General features: G+C 75.9%; 19 protein-coding genes. 16 read left to right on the top strand and 3 right to left on the bottom strand.

Going from position 1 to position 22,760, the window contains the following annotated elements; genetic code table 11:
* Positions 1-2 precede the first annotated feature (2 nt).
* The 4 genes from O7633_RS03650 to htpG all read left to right on the top strand — a co-directional run bounded on the left by O7633_RS03650 (position 3) and on the right by htpG (position 4,584).
* The gene (locus O7633_RS03650; protein ID WP_282326015.1) at positions 3-332 is read left to right on the top strand and encodes an AzlD domain-containing protein; all 330 of its coding nucleotides are present in this window, start codon (positions 3-5) and stop codon (positions 330-332) included.
* Positions 329-1,213, top strand: coding sequence for a carbon-nitrogen hydrolase family protein (locus O7633_RS03645; RefSeq protein WP_282326013.1), 885 nt, complete (start codon positions 329-331; stop codon positions 1,211-1,213). Before O7633_RS03650 ends, O7633_RS03645 begins: the two co-directional genes overlap by 4 nt.
* Complete coding sequence (locus tag O7633_RS03640) at positions 1,210-2,391, top strand: PLP-dependent aspartate aminotransferase family protein (protein WP_282326012.1); 1,182 nt, start codon at positions 1,210-1,212, stop codon at positions 2,389-2,391. Before O7633_RS03645 ends, O7633_RS03640 begins: the two co-directional genes overlap by 4 nt.
* A gap of 279 nt (positions 2,392-2,670) precedes the next feature.
* Positions 2,671-4,584 (top strand): molecular chaperone HtpG, encoded by a 1,914-nt coding sequence (htpG, locus tag O7633_RS03635; protein WP_282326011.1) that lies wholly within the window; start codon positions 2,671-2,673, stop codon positions 4,582-4,584.
* Between the two features lie 198 nt (positions 4,585-4,782).
* On the opposite strand, the gene O7633_RS03630 is transcribed toward htpG, so the two are convergent.
* The 3 genes from O7633_RS03630 to O7633_RS03620 all read right to left on the bottom strand — a co-directional run bounded on the left by O7633_RS03630 (position 4,783) and on the right by O7633_RS03620 (position 7,748).
* On the bottom strand, positions 4,783-5,601 hold the full coding sequence (locus O7633_RS03630) for a polyphosphate polymerase domain-containing protein (RefSeq protein WP_282326010.1): 819 nt from the start codon (positions 5,599-5,601) through the stop codon (positions 4,783-4,785).
* The gene (locus O7633_RS03625; RefSeq protein WP_282326009.1) at positions 5,598-6,191 is read right to left on the bottom strand and encodes a DUF4956 domain-containing protein; all 594 of its coding nucleotides are present in this window, start codon (positions 6,189-6,191) and stop codon (positions 5,598-5,600) included. The genes O7633_RS03630 and O7633_RS03625 overlap by 4 nt, the downstream gene beginning before the upstream one ends.
* Before the next feature lie 153 nt (positions 6,192-6,344).
* The gene (locus O7633_RS03620; RefSeq protein ID WP_282326008.1) at positions 6,345-7,748 is read right to left on the bottom strand and encodes a carbohydrate-binding domain-containing protein; all 1,404 of its coding nucleotides are present in this window, start codon (positions 7,746-7,748) and stop codon (positions 6,345-6,347) included.
* Between the two features lie 758 nt (positions 7,749-8,506).
* On the opposite strand from O7633_RS03620, the gene O7633_RS03615 reads away from it, so the two are divergent.
* The 12 genes from O7633_RS03615 to O7633_RS03560 all read left to right on the top strand — a co-directional run bounded on the left by O7633_RS03615 (position 8,507) and on the right by O7633_RS03560 (position 22,749).
* Entirely contained in the window at positions 8,507-9,016 is a 510-nt protein-coding gene (locus O7633_RS03615) for a thioredoxin family protein (protein ID WP_282326007.1), read from the top strand.
* A 243-nt stretch (positions 9,017-9,259) separates the two neighbouring features.
* Complete coding sequence (locus O7633_RS03610) at positions 9,260-9,700, top strand: DUF4395 domain-containing protein (RefSeq protein ID WP_282326006.1); 441 nt, start codon at positions 9,260-9,262, stop codon at positions 9,698-9,700.
* A 376-nt stretch (positions 9,701-10,076) separates the two neighbouring features.
* Positions 10,077-10,604, top strand: a complete 528-nt coding sequence (locus O7633_RS03605) for a flavin reductase family protein (RefSeq protein WP_278135474.1) — start codon at positions 10,077-10,079, stop codon at positions 10,602-10,604.
* Positions 10,605-11,129: 525 nt separating this feature from the next.
* Complete coding sequence (locus O7633_RS03600) at positions 11,130-12,404, top strand: ATP-grasp domain-containing protein (protein WP_282326002.1); 1,275 nt, start codon at positions 11,130-11,132, stop codon at positions 12,402-12,404.
* Complete coding sequence (locus O7633_RS03595; RefSeq protein ID WP_282326000.1) at positions 12,401-13,246, top strand: DUF364 domain-containing protein; 846 nt, start codon at positions 12,401-12,403, stop codon at positions 13,244-13,246. The genes O7633_RS03600 and O7633_RS03595 overlap by 4 nt, the downstream gene beginning before the upstream one ends.
* Positions 13,243-14,316 carry a PLP-dependent cysteine synthase family protein gene (locus O7633_RS03590; RefSeq protein WP_282325998.1) on the top strand — a complete coding sequence of 358 codons (1,074 nt, stop codon included), beginning with the start codon at positions 13,243-13,245 and terminating at the stop codon, positions 14,314-14,316. Before O7633_RS03595 ends, O7633_RS03590 begins: the two co-directional genes overlap by 4 nt.
* Positions 14,313-15,365, top strand: coding sequence for an enolase C-terminal domain-like protein (locus O7633_RS03585; RefSeq protein WP_282325996.1), 1,053 nt, complete (start codon positions 14,313-14,315; stop codon positions 15,363-15,365). Before O7633_RS03590 ends, O7633_RS03585 begins: the two co-directional genes overlap by 4 nt.
* Complete coding sequence (locus O7633_RS03580) at positions 15,362-16,609, top strand: MFS transporter (RefSeq protein ID WP_282325994.1); 1,248 nt, start codon at positions 15,362-15,364, stop codon at positions 16,607-16,609. The genes O7633_RS03585 and O7633_RS03580 overlap by 4 nt, the downstream gene beginning before the upstream one ends.
* Positions 16,606-17,493, top strand: coding sequence for a methyltransferase domain-containing protein (locus tag O7633_RS03575; RefSeq protein WP_282325993.1), 888 nt, complete (start codon positions 16,606-16,608; stop codon positions 17,491-17,493). Before O7633_RS03580 ends, O7633_RS03575 begins: the two co-directional genes overlap by 4 nt.
* Positions 17,490-19,052, top strand: a complete 1,563-nt coding sequence (locus O7633_RS03570; protein ID WP_282325992.1) for an ABC transporter substrate-binding protein — start codon at positions 17,490-17,492, stop codon at positions 19,050-19,052. Before O7633_RS03575 ends, O7633_RS03570 begins: the two co-directional genes overlap by 4 nt.
* On the top strand, positions 19,049-19,999 hold the full coding sequence (locus tag O7633_RS03565; RefSeq protein WP_282325991.1) for an ABC transporter permease: 951 nt from the start codon (positions 19,049-19,051) through the stop codon (positions 19,997-19,999). The genes O7633_RS03570 and O7633_RS03565 overlap by 4 nt, the downstream gene beginning before the upstream one ends.
* Positions 19,996-22,749, top strand: coding sequence for an ATP-binding cassette domain-containing protein (locus O7633_RS03560; protein WP_282325990.1), 2,754 nt, complete (start codon positions 19,996-19,998; stop codon positions 22,747-22,749). The genes O7633_RS03565 and O7633_RS03560 overlap by 4 nt, the downstream gene beginning before the upstream one ends.
* The last annotated feature ends 11 nt before the right edge of the window (positions 22,750-22,760 follow it).

The following is a 22,760-nucleotide window of genomic DNA, read 5'->3' as shown; positions in this document are numbered from 1 at the left end:
CGATGTCCATGCTGCTGCTCATCCTCGGCATGGGGCTGGCGACCTTCGCCCCCCGCTACGTCCCGCTGCTGGTCTTCCGCGACCGGGAGCTGCCCGCCGACGTCAAGACGTTCCTCGGCTACCTGCCGGCGGCCCTGCTCGCCGCGATCGCCGTGCCGTCCGTGCTCGCCCCGGTCGACAACCGGGTCGAGGTCACCGTGGTCACGATCCCCTACCTGGTGGCCGGGGTGGTCACCCTGGTGACCGGCCTGTTCGTCGAACGGTTCATGATCGTGTGGACGGTCGGGCTGGCGGTCTTCTTCGGGCTGCGCTGGTGGTTGGGGGCGATGTGACGGGCGACGACGACCCGGTGCGCGAGCCGCTGCGGGTCGCCGCCGCGCAGATCGAGGCGGTCGGCGGCGACCTGGCCGGCAACGCGGCGGCCCACGTGGCGGCCGTCGCCGAGGCCGCCGCCCTCGGCGCCCGCGTGGTCGTCTTCCCCGAGCTGTCGCTGTGCGGGTACGACTACCCGTTGCTCGCCGCCGACGTCGCCCGCTGCGAGGTCGAGGTGGGCGACGCGGTCCTGCGGACGGTGGGCGGGGCCTGCCGGGCGCACCGGGTGACCGCCGTGGTCGGCGGCTGCGCCCGGCGCGCCGAGGGGTGGGCCATCGCCGCGTTCGTCGTCGGCCCCGACGGCGCGGTGGCCGCCACCTACCACAAGCGGCACCTCGACGCCGACGAGCGCGCGGTGTTCGTCGCCGGCCACACCGACACGATGGTGCAGGTCGGCGGCTGGCGGCTCGGCCTCGGCGTCTGCTACGACGCGAGCTTCCCCGAGCACGCCCGGGGCCTGGCCCTGGCCGGCGCGGACGCCTACCTGGTGCCCGGCGCGTTCACCGTCGGCGACTCCGACCACCGGCGCGGCGTCTACTTCCCCGCCCGCGCCCTGGAGAACACCAGCTACGTGCTGTTCGCCAACTACGCGGGCGCGCACGGCGGCTGGCGCTTCGCCGGCCACAGCGCCGTGTACGGCCCCGATGGCCGGGCCCTGGCCGCCGCCGGCACCGCCGCCGGGCTCGCCGTCGCCGACCTCGACGACGCGGTGCTGCGCCGCCAGCGCGACAACCAGCGGATGCTGCGCGACCGGGCCGCCCCCGCGCCCGCGCCGAGCCCCGTCGTCATCACCCCGCCCGACCCCGGGCAACGACCCGACCAGCGTGAGGAGCACCGGTGACCGGCATCGGCACGACCGCGATCCACGGCGACGACGGCCTGCACCCGCCGGGCGCGGTGTCGCCCCCGATCGTGCAGAGCGCCACGTTCGGCGCCGAGAGCGACGAGCGGTTCACCGAGGTCGCCACGCAGGTGCGCCCCGACGCCTTCTACACCCGCTACGGCAATCCCAACCACGCCCAGGTGGCCGCCGTGGTCGCCGAGCTGGAGGGCGTCGAGACGGGCCTGGTCACCGCCTCCGGCATGGGCGCGGTCACCACCATCGCGCTGGCCCTGCTCAGCGCCGGGGACCACGTGATCGTGCAGCGCAGCACGTACGGCGGCACCACCTCGCTGGCCACCGGGCTGCTCACCCGGTTCGGGGTGACCTGCACCCAGGTCGACCAGACCGACGTCGACGCGTTCGCCCGCGCCCTGACCCCGCGCACCCGGCTGCTGCTCGTGGAGACCCCCAGCAACCCGCTGCTGGAGCTGACCGACCTGACCGCCGTGATCGAGCTGGCCCACGCCCACGGCGCGTACGCCGTCGTGGACAACACCTTCGCCACCCCGGTCAACCAGCGGCCGGCGGCCCTCGGCGCGGACCTGGTCTGGCACAGCGCCACGAAGTTCCTCGGCGGCCACTCCGACGTCACCGCCGGGGTGGTCGTCGGCTCCGCCGAGCTGGTCGACCGGGTCTGGCAGACCGCCATCGTCACCGGCGCGACGCTGGGCCCGATCGACTCCTGGCTGCTGCTGCGCGGCATCCGCACGTTGCCGCTGCGGATGGCCCGGCACAACGACAACGCCCTCGCCCTGGCCCGGGAGCTGGAGGCGCACCCGGCGGTCGCCCGGGTCCGCTACCCGGGGCTGCCCAGCCACCCCCAGCACGACCTGGCCGCCAAGCAGATGAGCGGCTACGGCGGCGTGTTCAGCCTCGACCTGGCCGGCGGCCAGCCGGCGGCGGCCACCCTCCTCGCCGAGCTGCGGCTGGCCAAGCGGGCCGCCAGCCTCGGCAGCGTCAGCACCCTCGTGGTGCACCCGCGTTCCATGTGGGCGGGGATCGTCGACACCGCGCAACTCGCCGCCACCGGCATCGGGGAGGGCCTCGTGCGGGTCTCCACCGGCATCGAGGACACCGCCGACCTGCTCGCCGACTTCACCCGCGCCCTCGACGCCGTGGCCGCGCGGGCCGGCTGACGGAGCAACCGCCGGTGGAGCCGTACGACCGGGGGATGCTCGACGCGGGTCAGCGCGATCGTCCTCGTCGGGGTCAGGGTGAGCCGCCGGTCGGAGATCAACTGGCTGTACCGCGACCAGCCCAGGTGGTAGGCGACCCGCACGCCCCCGCCACGATCGTGCAGCTCGCGCTCGCCCTCGGCGTCGCCTGAGCGGGCGGGTGTCGCGACGGGCAGCGACTGCTCGTATCCTGTGCGCGAAGGCACCACAAGGCGCGTGAAGTCACTGAAGGGGGTCGGTGTGAGCAACCGGATCGAGACGCTGGAGTTCCAGGCGGAGGCGCGCCAACTGCTCCAGCTGATGGTCCATTCGATCTACTCGAACAAGGACGTCTTCCTGCGGGAGCTGATCTCCAACGCCTCCGACGCGTTGGACAAGCTCCGCCTGGAGTCCCTGGTCGACAAGGATCTCGCAGCCGACGTCTCCGACCTCCACATCGAGATCGAGGTCGACCGCGACGCGCGCACCCTCACCGTCCGGGACAACGGCATCGGCATGTCCCGCGAGGACGTCGTCCGCCTGATCGGCACGATCGCCAAGTCGGGCACCGCCGAGCTGCTGGCGAAGCTGCGCGAGTCGAAGGACTCGGCGGCGTCGGCGGATCTGATCGGGCAGTTCGGCGTCGGGTTCTACGCCACGTTCATGGTCGCCGACCGGGTCACCCTGCTCACCCGCCGCGCCGGGGAGAGCGAGGGCACCCGCTGGGAGTCGACCGGCGAGGGCACCTACAGCGTGGAGACCGTCGACGACGCGCCGCAGGGCACCGCCGTCACCGTGCACCTCAAGCCCGAGGACAGCGACGACCACCTCTACGACTACACCGCCGAGTGGAAGATCCGCGAGATCGTCAAGCGATACTCCGACTTCATCGCCTGGCCGATCCGGATGACGGTCGAGCGTAAGGGCGAGGGCGACGAGACCACCCGCGAGGCGCAGACCCTCAACTCGATGAAGGCGCTGTGGGCCCGGCCGCGCAGCGAGGTCGACGAGGCCGAGTACAAGGAGTTCTACAAGCACGTCAGCCACGACTGGGCCGACCCGCTGGAGACCATCCACATGCGGGGTGAGGGCACCTTCGAGTACGAGGCGCTGCTGTTCCTGCCGTCGCACGCGCCCGTGGACCTGTTCGCCCCGCAGGCCCGCCGGGGCGTGCAGCTCTACGTCAAGCGCGTGTTCATCATGGACGACTGCGAAGCGCTGATGCCCAACTACCTGCGCTTCGTCAAGGGCGTCGTCGACGCGCACGACCTGTCGCTCAACATCTCCCGGGAGATCCTCCAGCAGGACCGGCAGATCCAGGCGGTGCGCCGGCGGCTGGTGAAGAAGATCCTCGCCACCGTCAAGGAGCTGAAGGCCAACGAGGCCGAGAAGTACCGCACCTTCTGGTCGGAGTTCGGCCCGGCGCTGAAGGAGGGCCTGCTCGACGACCCGGACAACACCGACGCGATCCTCGACGTCGTCTCGGTCGCCTCCACCCACGACCCGGCCGAGCTGACCGGCCTGCGCGACTACGTCGAGCGGATGAAGGACGGCCAGTCCGACATCTACTACGTGACCGGCGAGTCCCGCTCGATGATCGAGAACTCGCCGCACATGGAGGCGTTCCGCGCCAAGGGCTTCGAGGTGCTGATCCTCACCGACCCGGTCGACGAGGTCTGGGTCGAGCGGGTCGGCCAGTTCGACGGCAAGCCGCTGCGTTCCATCGCCAAGGGCCAGGTCGACCTGGACACCGAGGAGGAGAAGAAGGAGGCCGAGTCCGCCCGCGAGCAGCAGCGCCAGGAGTACGCCGGCCTGCTGACCTGGATGTCGGAGAAGCTCGCCGACAGCGTCAAGGAGGTCCGCCTCTCCACCCGCCTGACCACCTCCCCGGCGTGCGTGGTCGGCGACGCCCACGACATCACCCCGACGCTGGAGAAGATGTACCGGGCGATGGGGCACGAGGTGCCGCAGGTCAAGCGGATCCTGGAGCTCAACCCGGGGCACCCGCTGGTGGAGGGGCTGCGCAAGGCCCACGAGCAGGACGCCGCCGCCGACGGGCTCGCCGACACGGCCGAGCTGCTCTACGGGATGGCGCTGCTCGCCGAGGGCGGGGAGCTGGCCGACCCGTCCCGGTTCACCCGCGTCCTCGCCGACCGGCTGGCCCGTACCCTCTGACGTCTTCCCTCTGACGTCGCGGGGCTCCGTGCGGCGGTGCTACAGCGTGACCCAGTACCGCCGCACGGGGCCCAACTCGGTGACCCGCACGTCGTCGAGGACGCCGCCGTGGCGTTCGATCGTCCTCACCGACCCACCGGTATGTGCCCGGCACCCGTCCGGCGGCACGGCAGCCGCGCCGCCGGACGTCGCGGGGGCTCAGACCGACGGCGGTGCCTCCGGGTCGGCGTCCGGCGTGAAGTGTCGCCTCAGGGTGCGCCGCCAGCGGGCGCAGGGCAGTTCGGGGCGTAGGGCCGCCAGCCCGGTGGCGTACTTGGAGACGGCCGTCGGGCGGTGGCCGTGGCTCCACAGCAGGCGGTCGACGTGCGAGGCGGTCGACCCGGTCTTCGTCTCGACGATGGCGAGCCCGGGCAGCTCCAGCCGGACGCCGTGGCCGACCTCCCAGCACAGGGCCAGGTCGATGGTCGCCCGGCTGGCGGTCGCCGGGAGGAAGAGGGTGCTGCGCAGGTACCTGGTGGTGAGCGTCGAGGCGAACGTCAGGCCGCTGCCGCTGCCTCCGCCGTTGCCTCCGCCGCTGCCGACGGTCGCGAGGATCCCGTCGACGAACGACCGCCCGGGGGACAGGGTGCCGCTGTCGTCGGGGTGGTAGGGCAGCCGGTGCTTGACCGTGCCCCCGCGGGTGCCCTCGGTCTTCACCTCCAGCCAGCACAGGCCCGAATCGACGTACGTCCGGGTCCTGATCTTGAACCGGCGGCGGCGTCGGTGGGCGGTGAGCCGGTAACTGACGAGGTCGGGGGTGTCGAAGTACACCGACTCGTAGCGGAACGACCGCCGGCCGTCGATCTCCAGCACCCGGGTGGCCGGGTCGAGGCCGGCGAGCAGCGCCGGCACCTCGGCGACCGGGAGCAGGTACTTGCGGTCGAACCGGGTTTGCAGGGCGGCGCGCCCGGTCAGCTCCACGAGGTCGATCGGCGCGAGGCCGGCCAGCGCCGTGGTGGGCGTGGCGACGGCGCTCACCGCGTCGCGCCCGTCTCGGCCGGCTGGCGGGCGGCGCTCGCGGCGGCCTTCGGCCGGGAGTAGCGCACGTCGACGACGGTGGTGTCGTTGACCAGGTCGACCCGTTCCACGTTGACGGCGTGCACCCGCGCGCCGAGCTGCTGTTCGAGGTGGGCGGTGAGGGCGACCGGGTCGGTCAGCACGGTGTCGAGCACCATGATGTGCCGCCGGTAGCGGCGCAGCAGTCGCGGGTGGTCGCCGACGTACATGACCGCGAGGATCAGCGCCGTCAGGCCGGCGACCGTCCAGATCGAGGTGCCGGAGAGCGGGCCGAGGATGCCGAGCGCGAGGGCGGAGAAGTAGTACGCCACCTCGTGCTGGTCGAGCTCGGTGGAGCGGAGCCGGATGATCGAGAGTACGCCGAACAGGCCCAGCCCGAGGCCGGCCCCGACGGTGCCGCTGCTGAGCGAGCTGGCCACGGCGAAGACGCCGACGTTGACGCCGAGGTAGGCGACCACCAGGTCCCGCCGCCGGTGGCGGGGGAAGTACAGGGCGAAGACGAGCAGGCCCACGGCGACCAGGTTCATCCCGGTCAGGACCAACCGCGACATTGATGCTCCTCAGGGGTGTGCCCGGCGTCGCGGCGCACGGGGCCGACGCGAGGGCTGCGGATCGGTGCGGATCGGTGCGGGACGGGGTGGGGTGGGCTGCCGGCGGGGGCCGCCCGGCCAGGACCGCGCTGTCCTGGCCGGGCTGGCCCGAGGTCAGGGGCGGATGCCGCCGCCGCTGTACTGGCCGGCGGTCACCCCGGTCAGCACCCGCGTCGCGCCGGAGATGCTGCCGCCGGTGTACAGGCCGCCGACGTTCGTGCCGCTGACGCTGCCGCCGGTGTAGACGTCGTACCGCTGGCCATTGGTGATGCGGTTCGACGAGATGACGACCTCCCGGAAGCTCTTCGACGCCCGGAACGAGGCCAGCACGGTGCTGCCGGAGACGACGTGCACGATCGTGTTGGCGGCGTAGGTGGTGCTGAAGCGGGGCGCCACCCAGCCCTGGCCGGTGTTCGGCACCGCCTTGAACACGGCCATGGAGGTCAGGCCCGCGCCCACCACCGTGCCGCCGGTGAAGGTGAGCGTCGCGTCGGTGTCGAGCGCGCCCTCGCCGCCGCCCCGGGTGCTGGAGCCGTTGGCGACCACCGTGCCGCCGGCGAAGGTGAGTTCGCCGTTGGAGTCGAACCCGTCGGTGCCGCCGGTGGCCACGACCGTGCCCCCGGTGACCCGGATGAACGCGTTCGGGGAGGGCTCCATGTGGCCGAGGCCCTCCTCGGCGGCGTTGACGGCGTCGTCGCTGGCCACGACGGTGGAGTTGCCACCGCTGATGGTGAGCTTCAGCGCCTCCAGCGCCTCGTACGACCGGGTCACGTTGATCGTGCCACCGGAGATGTTCAGCGCGTTCTCGCCCTTGATGCCGTCGTCGGCGACGGAGACCGAGATCGTGCCGTTGGTGATGTTGACGACGCCCTTGCCGGCCTCCGTGTCGTTGGACTTGAGCCCGTCGCCGCCGGTCGAGGTGACGGTGATGGTGCCGCCGTTGACGGTGAGCGAGTCCTTGCCCCGGATGGCGTCGTCCACCGCGTTCACGGTGATCGTGCCGGACTGGATGACCAGGTCGTCCTTGCTGACGATGCCGTCCTGGTAGCGGGCCTGCACGGTCAGCGACCCGGTGCCGCCGATGGTCAGGTCGGCCGCGCTGAACAGCGCGGCGTCCGGCTCCCCGGCGTTGGTGTAGGTGGTCGCGTCGGTGAGCCTGTTGGTGGTGCCGGCGGCCAACGTGACGGTGACGGCGTCGGCGTCGGTCACGTACAGGGGCGAGGACGCCGAGTTCGTGATCGAGGCGCCGCTGAGAATGAGCTCGACGGTGCCGGCGGCGGCGGTGTCCACCTTGACGTAGCCGTTGTTCAGCGTGCCGCTGATCTGGTAGGAGCCGGGAGCCGTGATGGTGATGGCGCTGCCGGAGACGGTGACGTTGCTGCCCGACACGCTCGCGCCGGATCCGGTGAGGGTGATCGTGGCGGTCGGGGCGGCGACGGCGGCACCGGCGAGCGGCCCGGCCAGCAGGGTGGCCGTGAGCCCGGCGAGGGCGGCGGTTCTGCGGGTGGTCGAGGTCATGGTGATCCCGTTCTTCGAGGGCAGGTGGGTGCGGTCCTGAACGCCGGCCGTTCGGTTGGTGAACGGCCGGTGAATACGCCATGGCATCGAGAATCATAAATAGATGTCTGGTCGACTCAAAGGTCTCGCGACGGAAAAGCCGGTCATCGCCCCGAATGACAGGTGGCTGACAGTGAACGTTGACGAAACTCTGAGCTACGGGCGCTTGACGACGCCGGCGAGGTGTCTTCGGCCGCTCCGTCGCCCCGGACGGGACGCGAGGCTTGGGCGGCTACCGTCGGCGGCGGACGGGAGCTGTCCAGGGGCCAGCGGGCAGCCCCGCCGGTCCGCTGCCCGGCGGGTGGCTCGACCCGCATTCGGCCGGCCCGGACCAACCCTGGCCGGTGCGGGCTGGTGGGAGCTGGCGGGGGCCGGCACGCGCTACCTTTTCCGGCCTCTTTGCTCTGCACCCACCGGCGCACCGCTTCCCCTGGCGCAGTCGCGCGCCGCACCCGTCCCGCCGCCCTTTTGCCCTTTGCCCGCCGCCCGTCTTGGGGTGTAAGCGCAGGTCGGACCGCCTGTTGCGCGGATGGGTGCAGAGCAAAGGGGGCGCGAGGCGGCAGGCAGGGTCGAATGGTCGTCGCACCGGGTGACCACGGCTGCCCCCGACGCAACGCGGGTGGCCGACGCGGCGACGGAACGGGCCCGCCGGTTGTGCCAGCGTTCCGCCATCCGGACCGCCAATGGGCGCTGACCTGGGCCTGTGGCACCCTGGACCGGTGCGGGACCAGACCCTGACCGGCGTGCTGCTGGTCGTCGGCGTGCTCGGGGCCGCCACCGGCTTCGGCTCGTGGCGGCGTCGCCGCGACGGCCGGCTCCGGCCGGTGGTCGCGGCGGCCCCGCCCGCCCCGCCCGCCCACCCGGACCGGTGGACGCCTGCCGTCGACGGCGGCACCGTGCCGCAGGATCCGCGCCGGGCACTGCTCGCGCGGCTGGGCGCGCGCCCCGGCGCGGTGACCCTGGTCCAGTTCTCCTCGGCCGTGTGCGCGCCCTGCCGCGCCACCCGCCGGGTCCTGGAGCAGGTCGAGGCAGCCGTTGCGGGTGTCGTGCTGGTCGAGGTCGACGCCGAGCGGCACCTCGACGCCGTCCGTGAGCTGGACGTCTGGCGGACGCCCACCGTGCTGGTGGTCGACCCGACCGGGCGGGTGGTGCTCCGGGCCTCCGGGGTGCCCGTGCGGGACGACCTGGTCGCGGCCGTCACGAAGCTGCTGGCCGGGGCCGACCGGTGACGGTCACGCGGTCACCCGCACGCGGATCGTCCGTGCCGTCGCCAGGGCGGGCCCCCTCCCGGTTGCCGGGGCGTGCGTCGTCGGGGCATGTGTCGTCGGGGTCGCCGCGCGGGGCGCGACTGACCCGGCGGCGGGCGGTGGACCACGGGCGGCTGGCGGCGAGCCTCTGTCCGGCGTGCCGCCCCGCCTGACCGCCGCCCGCGCGCCACGGCGCGCCCCCTCGCCGATCGGACTCCTACCGCCATGCTGCTCGATCCACGCGGCCCCCGGTTCGCCGCCGCCGTCACCACCGTCGTCCTCGCCGCCGCGCTGATCACCGGCTCGCCCGCCCTGGTGCTCACCCAGGCGGTCGTCTTCGCCGTCACGGCGGCCAGCCCGCGCCTCGGCCCGTACGCCCTGGCCTACCGGGCACTGGTCGCGCCCCGGCTCGACCCGCCCGCCGAGCGGGAGCCGGCCGCCCCGGTGCGGTTCGCCCAGCTCGTCGGGTTGACGTTCATGCTGCTGGCGGCCGCCGGCCACCTCGCCGGCCTGCCGGCGCTCACCCTGACCGCCACGGCGGCGGCCCTCGCCGCCGCCTTCCTCAACGCGGCGTTCGACGTCTGCCTCGGTTGCGAGGCGTACCTCGCGGCGCGTCGACTCACCGGGCGGCCGGTGCCCGCCCGGGTGCCGACCGGCTCGGCCTGATCTGGGCGGCACCGGGCGGGCTGCCCGGCTTGGCCGTCGGGGCCGTCCCGTGCGGGTGCTGCCCGGCGCGGCCTTCGGGGCCGTCCGGGGTGGGGTGTCGACCGGCTCGGCCTGGTCGGGGCGGTCCCGTGCGGGACCTGACCTGCGCGGCCGCCGCCCGCGCGGGCCCCGCCCGGCGTCGCCCCCGGAGCCGGCGCGGGGCAGGTCGGGGCCGGGTGGCCGGGCCGGTGCCGAAATCCCTACTTTTCAAGTAGGGTTTGCGGGTGGTGGGGGTGGTCGGTTAGCGTCGGGGGCACCGGACGCCGCATCGATGTGCGTCTCGGCCGATCCGGGGCGGCCCACCCCGGGCTGCACCGTGCGATCCTGGGAGCCTCCGATGACCGCCGACCCGCAGCAAGAACCCATCGTCGACGCCGACACGAGCTCGCTGCGGAGGGTCCTGCGCCAGCAGGCCAACACCGTGACCGTGGTGACGGCCCCCGGCGCCCCGCCGGTCGGCTTCACCGCGACGTCGTTCACGTCGGTGTCCCTGGAGCCGCCCGTGGTGTCCTTCTGCCTCGGGCTCGCCTCGTCGGCGTGGCCCACGGTGGCGCGGTCCCGGCACGTCGCGGTGCACCTGCTCGCCCAGCACCAGCGGGACCTGGCGCGCACGTTCGCCGCCACCGGGATCGACCGCTTCGCCCATCCGACCCGGTGGCGGGTCGGCCCGGAGGCGGTGCCGATCCTCGACGACGCCCTGGCCTGGCTGCTCTGCCGCGTGGTCGACCGGGTGGTCGTCGGCGACCACGCGATCGTGCTCGCCGAGCCCGAGCTGTTGCGGCACGCCCACGTCGGCTCGCCGCTGCTCTACCACCGGGGCGGCTTCGCCGGCGTGGACCCGGTCGACCGGGCCGCCGTGGCCTGAACGGCCCTGGCGGGCGACGCCACCCCGCCGGCGGGTGCGTCGCCGGGCCGACGACTCCGTGGTGTGCGGGACGACTCCGTGGTGTGCGGCACGACGCCGCGCCGCCGGGTGGCGCGCGGTGGCGGTGCGCGGCGCGGTCCGCGCGTACGCGGGCTGACGCCCGGCGGAGTTCCCCCCTTGGCGTGACGCCGCCCGCGGAGGGGTCGGGTGGCGCGGAGCGCGCGATCACTGGCCGGTCGTGGTGCAACCGTGCCGGCGTGTCGTGCGCCGGAGGCGGCCAGCGTTCCCGGTCGTCGCTTTCCCGCGCGGACGATGCCTTCCCGCGCGGACGATGCCTTCCCGCGCGGACGATCTTCCCGCGCGGTGGGTGGTTTCCCGTGCGGTCGTCGTTCTCCCGTGCGGTGGATGCCGGTGCCCCGTGGCGGCGGCGCGCAGGGTCGACCGCCGGCGCGGCGGACTTTACAACGAAAACCGTTTCCAACAAGATGTACGCGGGACGCCACCGCAACAGGACGGGAGTCGTTGATGGGTCACCTGCTGGTCATCGAGAGCTGGGTGGGCGCGATGAGCGCCCTGCTGCCGAGGGCGATCCGGGAGGACGGCCACCGGTTCACGTTCCTCACCCGCGACCTGCACCACTACCTGCGGGCGACGCCGCCCGGCGAGGTCCACCCGCTGCTCGCCGCCGACAACGTGGTCACCGCCGAGACCAACGACCCGGCGGGGCTCGCCGCACACGTCGCCCGGCTGCACGCCGCCCTGCGCTTCGACGGGGTGCTCACCTCCTGCGACTACTACCTGCACACCGCCGCCGAGGTCGCCGCCCACCTCGGGCTGCCCGGCCCCGACCCGGCGGCGGTGCGCCGCGCCTGCCGCAAGGACCTGGCCCGCGAGGCGATGCGCCGGGCGGGCCTGCCCGGGCCGGCGTTCGCGGTCACCGGCGGCTGGGCGGACACCCTCGCCGCCGCCGAGCGGCTCGGCTTCCCGCTGGTCGTCAAGCCCGTCGACCTGTGCGCCGGCATGTACGTGCGCGCCGTCGCCGACCCCGCGCAGCTACGCTCGGCGTACGACGCGCTGGCCGGCTTCGCCGTCAACGCCCGCCGGCAGCCCCGGGTGCCGCTGGTGCTGCTGGAGGAGCTGCTCACCGGCCCCGAGGTCAGCGTCGAGACCGTCACCCGCGACGGCGTCACCACGGTCGTCGGGGTCACCGACAAGAGCCTCGCCGGCACGAGCGCGTTCGTCGAGAGCGGCCACATGTTCCCCGCCGACCTGCCCGCCACCGCCGCCCGCGCCGCCGCCGACACGGCCGTCGCCGCGCTCGCCGCCGTCGGCCTCACCCACGGCGTCACCCACACCGAACTGCGCCTTACCCCGGCCGGGCCCCGGGTGGTCGAGATCAACCCGCGGCCCGCCGGCAACCAGATCACCGAACTCGTCCGCCGGGTCACCGGCATCGACCTGCCGATGGCGTACGCGCGCCTCGCCCTCGGCGAGCACCCCGACACCACGCCGGTCGACACCGGGGTACGCAGCGCCGCCATCGCGTTCCTGCTGCCGCCCCGGGCGGGCACGGTCGACGCGGTCACCGGCACCGACCGGCTCACCGGTGATCCGTCCGTCGTGGACTGGGCCGTCAGGCCCCCCGGGCACCGCACCGGCGACGCCAGCAGCAACAACAGCTACCTCGGCCACGTCATGACCGTCGACACCGAGGGGTCGGGCGCGCGGGCCCGCGCCGAGGCGCACGTCGCCGCCCTCGACGTCCGGTACGCCGACGAGCTCGCCGGGACCGCCGCGTGACCGCCCCCGCCCCGGCCGCCGAACCCACCGCCCCCGACAGCCTCGACGACCTGGTGGCGGCGGCGCTCGCCGGCCGGCTCGGCCCCGACCCGGCGGGGGAGCGGGTCAGCGTCGGGTTCGTCACCCGGCAGGGCGCCCGCCACCCCGGTCGCGCCCGGGGCTACCGCAACCACGTGCTCAGTCTGCGGGTCGGCGTCGCCGTCGGCTCCTGCGCCGTCGAGCCCGACGAGCTGCCCGACGACGTCGCGTACGACTGCGTGGGCGTGACCGTGGCGGAGCTGCTGGCCCACCCGAGCCGGCCGGTGCGGGTCGCCGCGCTCGACGCGTACCTGATGGGGGTGCGCCCGCACGCGGGCGCGGCGACCGACGTGGTGACCGTGCCCGGCGGCACGTCGCTGGCCAAGTCGGCCGCCCGCGCCGCCGCCGTGGTCGACCTGCTGCCCGCGGAGCCCGGGCGGACCGTGCTGGTCGTCGGCGTGGTCAACTCCCTGCTCGCCGAGCTGCGCCGGCGCGGCCTGCGCTACCTGCCGTGCGACCTGGCCGGCGGGCGCACCGAGTGGGACGAGCCGTGCCTGCCCGACGCGGCGGCGCTGCTGGCACGCTGCGACGCGATCCTCGCCTCCGGCATGACCCTGGGCAACGGCACCTTCGCGCCGCTGCTGCGCCACGCCCGGGCCACCGGCGTGCCGCTGGTGGCGTTCGCCCAGTCCGGCAGCGCGGTCCTGCCGCGCTTCCTCGGCGCGGGGCTGACCGCCGTGTCGGCGGAGCCCTACCCGTTCTTCTGGCTCGACGGCGGCCCCACGCCGCTCTACCGCTACCGCGCCGACCGGGCGGGCCGATGACCGCGCCGCAGCTGCTCGACCTCGTCGGCCGCACGCCGGTGGTCCTCGTGGACGCCCCCCTGCCGCACCCGCACCCCGGCTTCCTCGCCAAGGTGGAGTGCCTGAGCCCCGGCGGGATGAAGGCCCGCGCGGCGGTGTCCATGCTGGCCGGCGCGCGCTCGCGCGGCGAGCTGGCCCCGGGGGCCCCGGTGGTGGAGTCGACCAGCGGCACCATGGGCGTCGGCCTCGCCTTCGCCGGGCAGGCCCTCGGTCACCCCGTGGTGCTGGTCGTCGACCGGGAGCTGGAGCCGTCCATGCGGGCGCTGCTGCGCGCCCACGGGGCCCGGCTGGAGGTGGTGGACGCCCCGCATCCCGTCGGCGGCTGGCAGCAGGCCCGCCTCGACCGGCTGCTCCGCGTGCGGGCCGCGCTGCCCGGCGCGTACTGGCCCGACCAGTACCGCAACCCCGACAACGCGGCCGGCTACGCCGGGCTCGCCGACGAGATCGTCGCCCAGGTCGACGCCGTGGACACGCTGGTGTGCAGCGTCGGCACCGGCGGGCACAGCGCCGGCCTGGCCCGCGCGCTGCGCCGGCACTGGCCCCGGCTGCGCCTGGTCGGGGTGGACACCGTCGGCTCCACCATCTTCGGCCAGCCCGCCCGCGTCCGGCTGATGCGCGGCCTCGGCAGCAGCATCCACCCCCGCAACGTCGACTACGCCGCCTTCGACGAGGTGCACTGGGTCGCCCCCGCCGAGGCCGTCCAGAGCTGCCGGCGGCTGGCCCGGCACGCGTTCGTCACCGGCGGGTGGAGCACCGGCGCGACCGCCCGGGTCGCCGCCTGGGCGGCCCGGACCCGGCCCGGCGCGCGGGTCCTCGCCGTCTTCCCCGACGGCCCGCACCGCTACCTCGACTCCATCTTCGACGACGACTACTGCGCCCGGCGAGGGCTGCTCGGCCCCACCCGGGGCCACCCCGTCGAGATCCCCCATCCCCGGGCGGTGGAGGTCACCCGGTGGAGCCGGTGCCGCACCGTCGTCGACCCCCGGGCCCGGACCGTCGAGCCGGCCCGGGGACAGCGGGTGCCGGCATGAACCTCGACTGGCGGGTCTACCCGCTGCCGCTCGCCGAGCCGCTGCGCATCTCCCGGTCGGTCATGGCCCGCCGCGACGCGGTCGCCGTGCGGCTGACCCACGACGGCGACGCCGGCCACGGCGAGGTCGTCACCAGCGCGTACCAGCGCCTCGACCTGGGCCGCATCGACGCGCTGCTGACCGCCCTGCGCCCCCAGGTCACCGGGTACGCCGACCCGGAGGCGCTGCGCGCCGACCTCCCGGCCCTCGCCGTGGACCTGGCCGACGCGCCGGGGGTGCTGGGCGCGCTCGACGCCGCCGTGCACGACCTCGTCGGGCGGCGCGCCGGCCGGCCCGTGTGGCGGCTCGTCGACGCCCCCGCGCGGGAGGCGGTCTCGACGGCGTACACGATCGGGCTGGTGCCGCCCGCCGTCGCCGCCGCCACCGCGCGGCGGCTGGTGGCGGCCGGCTTCACGGTGCTGAAGGTCAAGGCCGGGGCGGACGACGACGTCGCCCGGGTCGCCGCCGTGCGGGCCGCCGCCCCGGCGGCCCGGCTGCTGCTCGACCCCAACGGGGCGTGGACGCCCCAGCGGACCGTCCGGGTCCTCGACGCCGTCGCCGCCTGCGCCGTGGACGCCGTCGAGCAGCCCGTCCCGCCCGGCGACCCGGACGCCCTGGCCTGGATCGCCGCCCGGGTCGCGGTGCCCGTCGTCGCCGACGAGGACGTCGCCACCGTCGCCGACGTGCACCGCCTCGCCGGGGCCGTCGCCGGCATCAACGTCAAGCTCGCGAAGTGCGGCGGGGTGGCCGCCGCGCGCCGGCTGATCGACGCTGCGGCCGGGAACGGCCTGGACGTGCTGCTCGGCTGCCTGGTCGCCAGCACGCTCGGCATCGCCCCGGCGCTGCACCTGGCCGGGCACGCCCGCTGGGTCGACCTCGACGGGCACCTGCTGCTCGCCGACGACCCGTGGACCGGCATCGGCGGCGGCGACGGCGTCCTGCGTACCCCCGACGGGCCCGGCCTGGGGGTGCGCCCGGCGCGGGCCGACGACCGGGCGGTGGCCCGGTGATCACGACCTGGACGACGCTGCGCGGCTTCCCGCCGGCGATCCGGCTGCTGGTGGTCAACCAGCTCGGCGTCAACGTCGGCTTCTACCTGCTGCTGCCCTACCTCGCCGGCTACCTCGCCGACGACCTCGGCCTGTCCGCCGCCGTGATCGGCCTGGTCCTGGGCGTGCGCAACCTCAGCCAGCAGGGCCTGTTCCTGCTCGGCGGGTCCGCCTCCGACCGGCTCGGCGCGCGCGGGGTGATCATCGTCGGGTGCGCGCTGCGCGCCGTCGGCTTCGGCGTCTTCGCCGTCGGGGTGTCGCTGCCGGCGCTGCTGGCCGCCTCCGTGCTCTCCGGCCTGGCCGGCGCGCTGTTCAACCCGGCGGTGCGGGCCTACCTCGCGCAGGCCGCCCCGGACCGGCGGGCCGAGGCGTTCGCGCTGTTCAACGTGTTCGCCAGCGCCGGGGCCCTGCTCGGGCCGCTGCTCGGCAGCGCGCTGCTGCTGGTCGACTTCCGGGCCGCCGCCCTCGCCGCGGCCGGCGTCTTCGCGGCGCTGACCGTGGCGCAGGCCCTGGTGCTGCCGCCGCAGCCGGCCCGCAGCAGCGGGCAGAGCGTGCTGGGGGACTGGCGCGAGGCCGTCACCGACCGTCGGTTCCTCGCCTTCACCCTCGCGCTCAGCGCGATGTTCGCCCTGCAGAACCAGCTCTACCTGGTGCTGCCCGTGCAGGCGGAGCAGGCCGGCGGGCATCCGCTCGCCGTGGCGTCGCTGTTCGTCGTCTCCACCGCGGTGACCCTCGCCTGGCAGGTGCCGGTGACCCGCTGGCTGCACCGCCGCCTCGCCCGGGGCCCGGCCATCGCGCTCGGCCTGGCGGTGATGGGCGGGGGCTTCGTGCTGCCGCTCGCGCCGGTCGGCGGCCCCGCCGGCCCCGTCCGGCTCGCGCCGGTGCTCGGCGCGGCCGTGCTGCTCGCCGTCGGGGTGCTGATCGCCCAGCCGTTCGTGCTGGAGCTGATCCCGGCGTTCGCCCGCGACGGGCTCACCGGCACCTACTTCGGGCTGTTCTACCTGGTCTCCGGGGTGGTCGCGGCGGCCGGGACGACCGCCGTCGGCCGCGCCATGGACGACGGGTCCGGCTCCGGGGTGCCGGCGGTGGCGTGGCTGCTCTGCGCCGCGCTCGGGCTGGCCTCCGCGGCGGCCGTCTGGGCGCTGCACCGCCGGGGCGCGCTCGACCCGACGCTCGCGCCCGCCCCGTCGGCGGTGCCCGCGTGAGCGGCCGGCGGGCCCGGCAGGCCGCCGGCACCGGCTTGCGCGGCGGTGCCGGCACGAGCGGCGACGCCGGGGCGGCCACCGCCGGGGCCAACCTGCTCACCGACAACCCCGCGCTGTACGAGGCGCAGTTCCCCGACCCGCAGCACCTCGCCGCCGGCTTCGTCGACGACCTGCTGCGCCGGTACGCGCCCCCCGGCCGCCGGCTGCTCGACGTCGGCTGCGGCACGGGCCGCGACGCCGGGTGGCTCGCGCAGCTCGGCTGGGCCGTCACCGGCATCGACACGTCGACGGCGATGCTCGCCCACGCCCGCCGCCGGCACCCGCGGGTCCGGTTCGTGGCCGCCGACATGCGCGGCTTCGACCTCGCCGACCGGTTCGACGCGGTGACCTGCCTGGACAGCGCCCTGCTCTACTGCCACACCAACGCCGACCTCACCGCGTTCCTGGCCCGGTGCCACGCGCACCTGGCCCCGGGCGGGCTGCTGCTGGCCGAGCTGCGCAACGGCGCGTTCTTCCTCGGCAACACCGAACTGCTCGACGGCACGTCGGTGCGCACCGTGCCGTGGCGCGGCGTCGCCTACACGTCCCGGACCCGGCTGTGGATCGACCACGCGGCGCAACTGCTGCGCCGGGAACGCGCCTGGAGCTGGCCGGGCGCGCCCGAGCCGCTGGTGCAGACCTCGGCCTGGCGGCTGCTGTTCCCCCAGGAACTGCGTCACCTGCTCGACACGGCCGGCTTCGACGTGCTGGCGATGTTCGACGCGCCGGGCCCGCGCACCGAACCGCCGTGGCGGCCCGGCGCGGCGCTGTCCACCACCCTGCGCGGCGACCGGCTGCACCTGCTCGCCCGCCGCCGCCCCTCTCGACTGGAGGAGACCCCGTGACATCCGTCATCCCCACGCCCGCCGCCCGGCTGACCCGGCGCGGGCTGCTCGGCGGCGCAGCCGCCGTGTCGGCCACCCTGCTGGCCGGGTGCGGCGACCGCCCCGCCGACACCGCCTCCGACCAGCCACGCCGGGGCGGCCGGCTGCGGGCCGTGTTCGCCGGCGGCGGCGCGCAGGAGACCCTCGACCCGCACCTGGCGAACCTGTTCAACGAGGCGTCCCGGGCCAAGGCCATGTTCGACAAGCTCGCCGACTACGGCCCCGACGTGTCGATCCGGCCCCGCCTGGCCAGCGGCTGGGAGCCCAACGCCGACCTCACCCGGTGGCGGGTCACCCTGCGCGAGGCGACCTTCCACGACGGCCGCCCCGTGCGCGCCGCCGACGTGCTGCACAGCTACGCCCGGATCACCGACCCGAAGCGCGCCTTCCGGGCCCGGGCCAGCCTGGAGCTGATCGACCTGCGCGGCAGCCGGGCCGTCGACGACCGGACCGTCGAACTCGCGCTGCGCCGGCCGTTCGCCGAGTTCCCCAACGTCCTGGCGGCCTTCGGCGCGTACGTGGTGCCCGAGGGCGCCGACGCCTTCGACCGGCCCGTCGGGTCCGGCCCGTTCGCGTTCGACGCGTTCCAGCCCGGCCGGTCCCTGCTGCTCAGGCGGTACGCCGACCACTGGGACGGCGCGCCGCACCTGGACGAGCTGGAGTACCTCGTGGCCAACGACGAGTCCGCCCGGATCAACGCGCTGCTCGGCGGGCAGGCCGACTACGCCCACGACGTCACGCCCACCACCGCCCGCACCTACGCGGGCGACGCGCGGGTGCGGATCACCCGGATGGCCAACAGCACCATGCAGGCCCTGGCCATGAAGGTCGACCGGCCGCCGTTCGACAACCGGGACCTGCGCGAGGCGATGTTCCTGCTCACCGACCGCCGGCAGCTCGTCGACACCGTGCTGTCCGGCGCCGGCCAGGTCGGCAACGACCTGTTCGGCAGGGGCTACCAGCACTACGCCGACGACATCGCCCAGCGCGTCCCCGACCTCGACCGGGCCCGCTTCCTCGTGGACCGGGCCGGCGCCAGGGGGCTGCGGATCCCGCTGGACACCGCCCCCGTGGCCAGCGGCTTCGTGGAGACCGCGAGCGTCTTCGCCGAGCAGGCCCGGCAGGTCGGCCTGACCGTCGAGGCGCGCAGCGGCAACAAGGACACCTACTGGAAGGACATCATGACGGGCGGGGTGCTCGCCTGCTACCGTTCGGGAGCCATGCCCATCGAGACTCATATATCTCAGCGGCTGCTGAGCACGTCCACCACCAACGCCACCGGGTGGCGGCGGCCCGACTTCGACGCGCTCTACGCCCGCGCCGTGTCCAGCCCCGACGAGCGGACCCGCCGGCAGGCGTACGGCGACATGCAGCGCGTCCTGCACGCCGAGGGCGGCTTCCTGGTGTGGGGGTTCGCCGACTTCCTCGTGGCCACCAGCCCCCGCGTGGGCGGCGTGTCGGCCGCGGCCCCGGCCAACACCCTCGACTGGGCGCGCTTCGACAAGGTCTGGCTGGGTTGAGCCTGCCCCGCTACGCCGCCCGCCGCCTCCTGGCCGGGGCCGGGCAGGTCGTCGGCGTCGCCACCGTCGTCTTCGTCCTGACCGAGGCGCTGCCCGGGGACGCCGCCGTGGTGATCGCCGGCGACCAGCCCGACCCCGCGCGCATCGCCCTCCTGCGCGAGCAGCTCGACCTGGACCGGCCCGCCTGGCACCGGTACCTGGACTGGCTCGCCGACCTGGCCGGGGGCGACCTGGGTGTCTCGCTGGTCTCCCAACGGCCGGTCACCGGGGTCCTCGCCGCCGGGGCCGCGCCCACCGTGCTGCTCGCCGGCGCGACGCTGCTGCTGCTCGTCCCGCTCTCCGTCGGGCTCGGGACGCTCGCGGCGCGGCGCGAGGGCGGCCGCCTCGACCGGGCGCTGTCCGCCACCGCCGTCGGCCTGTACGCGGTGCCCGAGTTCGCCCTGGCCCTGCTGCTCGTCGCGGTCTTCGGCGTACGGCTGGCCTGGCTCCCGCCCACCGCCGTCGGCACCGGCGGCGACCTGCTGTCCCGCCCCGCCGTGCTGGTGCTGCCCCTGGCGGTGCTGCTGGCCCGCCCGTTCTGCTCGCTGAGCCGGCTGACCCGCGCCGGCATGGTCGAGGCGATGCGCGCGGAACACGTCGCGCACGCCCGCCGGCTCGGCGTGCCCGAGCCCCGGTTGTGGCTGCTCCACGCGCTGCCGAACGCCCTCGCGCCCGTCGCCCAGCAGCTCGCCCGCACCACCGACTGGCTGCTCGGCGGGGTGATCGTCGTCGAGGCGGTGTTCGTCGTCCCCGGCCTGGGCACCGCCCTGGTCGACGCGGTGACGGCCCGCGACGTCCCCACCGTGCAGGGGCTGTGCGTGCTGGTCGCCGTGACCACGGTGACGGTGAACCTCGTCGCCGACCTGGTGGCCTTCCGGCTCGCCCCGCGCGCCGGGGCCGCCACGTGAGCCCACCCGGTCGGCGCCACCGCATCCCGTCGCGGCTGCGCCTCGCCGTCGGCGTCGCGCTGCTCGCCGTGCCCCTGCTGGTCGCCGTGGTGGGGCCGGCCCTGGCCGGCGACGCGGCACCGCGCGGACGGCCGTTCGACCTGGGCGGCGCGTTCGGCACCGACTTCGTCGGGCGCGACGTGCTGCGCCAGGTGCTGCTCGGCGGGCGCTCCGTGGTAGGCGTGGCGCTCGCCGCGACCGCCCTGGCGTACCTGGCAGGCGTGCCGTTGGGGCTGCTCGCCGCGCTGACCCGCCGCCGGTGGGTCGACGAGCTGGTCATGCGCCCGGCGGACCTGCTGCTCGCCGTGCCGTCGCTGATCCTGCTGATCCTGCTGGCGGCCACCGCGCCGCGCGGGCCGGCCACCCTGGTCGGCATCGTCGCGCTGATCGGCCTGCCCGAGGTCGCCCGGATCAGCCGCGCGGCGGCGCTGCCGCTGGCGCACGGCCCGGCCATGGAGGCGATGCGGCTGTACGGGGAGACGTGGTGGCGGCGCGCCGTCGGCCACGTCGTGACCGGCAGCCGCCGGGTGCTGCTCGCCGACGCGGGCGTACGGTTCGTCGGCGCGCTGTACCTCGTCGCCACGGCCAGCTTCCTCGGCGTCGGTGTCGCCCCCGACGCCGCCGACTGGGCGGTCATGGTGGACCGCAACCGCGCCGGGCTGCTGCTGCAACCCTGGTCGGTGCTGGTGCCCGCCGCCCTCCTCGTCGCCCTCGCCGTCGGCGTCAACCTCGTCGCCGACCGGCTGCTGACCACCCGCGGCGACGCCACCGGCCGGGCCGCGGCCGGCGGGGACACCCCCCGCGACGCCGCCGGCCACGACGCCGGCCGTGGCGGGGCCGCCCCCGAGGACGCCGCCCGCGAGGACGCCGCCCGCGAGGACGCCGCCCGCGAGGACGCCGCCCGCGAGGACGCCGCCCGCGAGGACGCCGCCCGCGAGGACGCCGGCCCCGTCGGGCCGCCCGGCCGCGCCGTGCCCGGGCCACGCCGGCCCGCCGGCCCGGAGCGCCGGGCCGACCCGACCGCCGCCGGCAGGCCGACGTCGCCGGTGGACTCCCGCCCGCCGGTCCGGGTGGTCGGGCTCGAGGCTGGGGTCGCCGGACGTCGCCTGCTCGCCGGGGTCTCGTTCACGGTGGCGGCGGGCGAGGTGCTCGCCCTCGTCGGCCGCTCCGGCAGCGGCAAGACCACCGCCGGTCGGGCCCTGCTGGGGGAGGCCGGCCCCGGCGTCCGCCTCGCCGGCCGGGTGGAGGTGGCCGGCCGTCCCGTGTCCCCGGCGACCCCACCACCCCCGGGCGTCGTCGGCTACGTCCCGCAGCAGCCGTCGGCGGCGCTCAACCCGGTCCGCCGGGTCGGCGCGGTGCTGCGCGAGGTCGCCCGGCGGCACGCCCGGCCGGTGCGGCGGACCCCCGGCCGCCCGTCGCGCGGCGCGGCGGCCCGCACGACGGTGGCCGGGCGGGAGGCGGTGCGTCGGGCGGTGGCCGACGTGCTGGCCCGCGTCGACCTGCCCGCCGACCGGGAGTTCCTGCGGCGCTTCCCGCACCAGCTCTCCGGCGGCCAACAGCAGCGCCTCGTCGTCGCCCACGCGCTGCTGGCCAGGGCGCGCGTCCTGGTCGCCGACGAGCCGACCACCGGGCAGGACAGCCTCACCCGCCGGGACGTCGCCCACGAGTTGCGGGCCCTCGCCGACGCCGGGCTGGCGGTGGTGCTGCTCAGCCACGACCTGCACCTGGTGCGCGCCGTGGCCGACCGGCTGGTCGTCCTGGACGCCGGCGTGGTCGTCGAGGCCGGCGCGGCGGCCGACGTGCTCGCCGCCCCCCGGGACGAACGCACGCGCCGCCTGCTCGCCGCCGCCCCGGCCGCGTCGAGTGTCCCCGCCCCGGCCGCGTCGAGTGCCGTCGCCCCCGCCTCGTCCCGCGTCGCCGTGCCGCGTGCCGCCGCTCCCGCCGGAGCACCGGCGCTGCGCGTGCGCGACCTGGCCGCTGCCCACCGCGCCGGCGCCCGCCGCCGTGGCGTGCTGCACGCGGTCACCACCGCCGTCGCCCCCGGCGGGTGCCTCGCCGTGGTCGGCCGCTCCGGCAGCGGCAAGACCACGTTCGCCCGCTGCGTCGCCGGACTGCACCCGCCGCGCGCCGGAACGGTGGGCCTCGGCGACCGGCCGCTGGCGGCGACCCTGGACCGGAGAACCCGGGCGGACCTCGCCGCCGTCCAGTACGTCTTCCAGGACGCCCGGGCCAGCTTCCACCCCCACCGGTCGGTCCTGGAGCAGGTGTCCCGGGCCGCCGTGCGGCTGCGCGCCCTGCCGCCGGCCCGGGCCCGCGACGCCGCGCGCCGCGTCCTCGGCGAGACCGGGCTCACGGCGGACGTCGTCGCCCGCCGCCCCGACCGGCTCTCCGGCGGCGAGCTGCAACGCGCCGCCCTGGCCCGGGCGCTGCTCGCCGAGCCCCGCGTGGTGATCTGCGACGAGATCACCTCGGGGCTGGACGCGGTCAGCCGGGACCGGATCGTGGCCCTCGTCGACCGGCTGCGCCGCACCCGGGGGCTGGCCCTCGTGATGATCAGCCACGACCGCGACGTCGTCGCCCGCCTCGCCGACCACGTCGTCGTCCTGGACGCGGGGCGGGTCGTGGAGGCCGGGCCCGCGGCCGTCCTGCTCACCGCCGCCCGGCACCCGCTGACCCGGGCGCTGCTGCACACGTCGCAGCCGGCCGCCTGACCGGCCCCGGC

Origin of the sequence: Micromonospora sp. WMMD712 (assembly GCF_029581295.1) — a bacterium.
Lineage (GTDB): Bacteria > Actinomycetota > Actinomycetes > Mycobacteriales > Micromonosporaceae > Micromonospora > Micromonospora carbonacea.
The sequence above is the reverse complement of the archived record's forward strand: the minus strand, read 5'-3'. Positions and strand labels throughout refer to the sequence as shown.